Annotated in this window: 2 protein-coding genes; one reads left to right on the plus strand and one right to left on the minus strand. The window is 45.6% G+C overall.

Annotated features, from left to right (window positions below; genetic code table 11):
* Nucleotides 1–918, minus strand: a 918-nt coding sequence (gene hemH / locus U9P07_09325) for a ferrochelatase (GenBank protein MEA2109605.1), incomplete at its 3' end; no start/stop codon positions are given.
* Between the two features lie 414 nt (nucleotides 919–1,332).
* Between hemH and cas6 the strand changes: the two genes are divergently transcribed.
* A complete protein-coding gene (gene cas6 / locus U9P07_09330) occupies nucleotides 1,333–2,286 on the plus strand; it encodes a CRISPR system precrRNA processing endoribonuclease RAMP protein Cas6 (GenBank protein ID MEA2109606.1) in 954 nt (317 codons plus the stop codon).
* Nucleotides 2,287–2,466: the final 180 nt, after the last annotated feature.

Consider the following 2,466-nt stretch of genomic DNA (forward strand, 5'->3'; position numbering starts at 1 on the left):
CTGAGTATAAAATGAAATATCGTTAAATAACATGCTGATGAAGTCATCATCGTCATTGCACATGGTTATCCGGACAAGGTTGACTTGGTGCCGGCTGGTGATTGCCGGAATGATTTCCTGGTCAATATCATAGAGAGTTTCCAGATGGTCCATGGCAAAACTTAAAGGAATGAGGATAATATTTTTCAAGCCATCATCAATAAGTTTCGGCAGTAGCTGGTCAATGTCCGGTTCCAGCCAGGCTCCGGGGGATTTCCCCTTGCTCTGGTAGCCGAGAAAATGAGGGCTGCCGGGGAATTTTTCCATCAGCAGAGAGATGTTTTCCTTGATTTCATCCACATAGGTATCACCGTCTTTGACGTAACTTTCCGGGATGCTATGGACGGAAAAGACCAGAGCGGTGGCCGGCAAAGAGATATCCATGGAATGTTGTTTGGCCGCCAGGGAAATTCTTCTGGCCAGACAGTCGATGTATTGCTGGTTCCGGTACCAGTTGAGAACCGGAATAACCTTCAATGAAAGTTCTGCTGCCACGGTGTCAAGGGTGCTGAAATAGGCCGTGGTACTGATTTTTGAGGCATGGGGGGAAAGGGAAACGGCGAGAATCCGTTTAATGCCCTCAGCCGCCATTTGTCTGACAACCGTATCAATATCTGGTTTAGAGTAGCGAAAAGCCAGGTAAACCGGCAGCTGGTGCTTGCTGTGAGCGAAAAGATTCCCCAGTTTATTTCGAATACCGCGGCAGACGCGGGGCAGAGGAGAGCCGCCGCCGATAGTCTGATATTTTTCTACCACCCGCTGGAGCAGGGGAGTGGGAATCTTTTCCATCCGCAGCAGCTGCTGCAGGAAAGGTTCAATTTCCGCCGGATTTTCCGGGCCGCCATAAGCCAGCAGTAATACGGCCGTGTTGTTTTTCATTAAGCTTCCTTTCAAACAGGTATTGAGAATTATTTCTCTATATAAATGGTTTGACCACGCAAGTCAACAATTGCCGGATGATATCACGTATACACGTCATGAAGAGATAGGTTGATATAAGTAAATATCGTGGGTATTGTACGAATATGGCTGGGTTGAGGCGAAATATTGAGTATAAGGTTAATGAATTACTCGGTTCCGTTCAATAATTATTGGCCTCTGGAATGTTGATTTTGACAAAGAGGTAAAACAGTGTTAAAATTCGAAGTCGTGAATTCAAGTATGATAATGAATTTTATTGACAAATGTTTGTGAAAGGTTTTTATGCTGTATTTAATGTGTATAAAACTGTTAATGGTCGGAAATGGCTGATGTTGTATATTTCTCAATAGTCTAATTCTAAAATGGAATTTCATGATCACATCTTTTGATGATTTTAGCATTTCCAGTTTAACTTTTACTTTTCGGGCACTGGAAGATTTCCCCCTGCCATCCTTTAAAGGTTCTACCCTGCGAGGGGCTTTTGGCTACGCTTTCAGAAAAGCGGTTTGTATTGCCAAACAGCAGAAACAGTGTAAAAAATGCATTCTGGCCGCAAATTGCGCTTATAACTATATCTTTGAAACCCCCCGTCCATCCGGGGCTGAGGTGATGCGCAAATACGAAAAAGTGCCGCACCCTTTCATTTTGTGGCCGCCATTGAATTCACGGCGGATGATTATGAAAGGAGAGACTTTATCTTTTGGTCTTATCCTGGTTGGCCGTGCTCATGACTATCTGCCCTATTTTGTGTTGGTGATGGATGAACTAGCATCCCGGGGGCTGGGAAAAGAGCGAGGAAAATGCCAGCTGGAAAATGTGGTGGACAGCCAGGATCTGGTTATTTATGATCAGAAAAAACGGGAGTTGCTGCCGTCAGCTAGTGAGTATGGAGCTGATCTCATCCGACGAGCCGGCGAAATTCCGAATCAAGTTACGCTGGAGTTTCTAACCCATTTGCGGCTCGTACGGGAAAAGCGTATTGTCAGAAAACTATCGTTTCAGGATCTTTATCGCTCGCTTTTGCGCCGGCTGGCAATCTTGCAGCGTTTTCATTGCGATTTGTCGCCAGAGATTGATTTTCGCGGCCTCATCGCCCAGGCCGCGGCCATCGAAACCGTTACTGACGAGACCCGTTGGCAAGAGAGTCGCCGCTATTCAACCCGGCAAAAAGATTACATGTCGACCAGCGGTCTGATCGGTCGTATTACTTTTTCAGGTAATTTTAAACCCTTCTGGCCGGTGTTGGTGCTGGGAACTTACGTCAACGCTGGTAAGAATACCAGCTTCGGGTTGGGGCGTTACAAAATTATTGAAGAAAATTTGTAAGGTGATGTGAATTAGAGTTTTTCAGGAGGTTTTGTATGGCTATAAATATTTCACGTTTTTATGGTCGGGAAAGGATTGAGTTGGATTGTGAGATTCTGACCCCCATGTTTCTTGGTGGAGCTGATCAGAATGCCGAGTTACGGGCCGCATCGTTCAAGGGGTTGTTGCGGTACTGGTGGC

This window comes from Pseudomonadota bacterium (assembly GCA_034660915.1).
GTDB lineage: Bacteria > Desulfobacterota > Anaeroferrophillalia > Anaeroferrophillales > Anaeroferrophillaceae > DQWO01.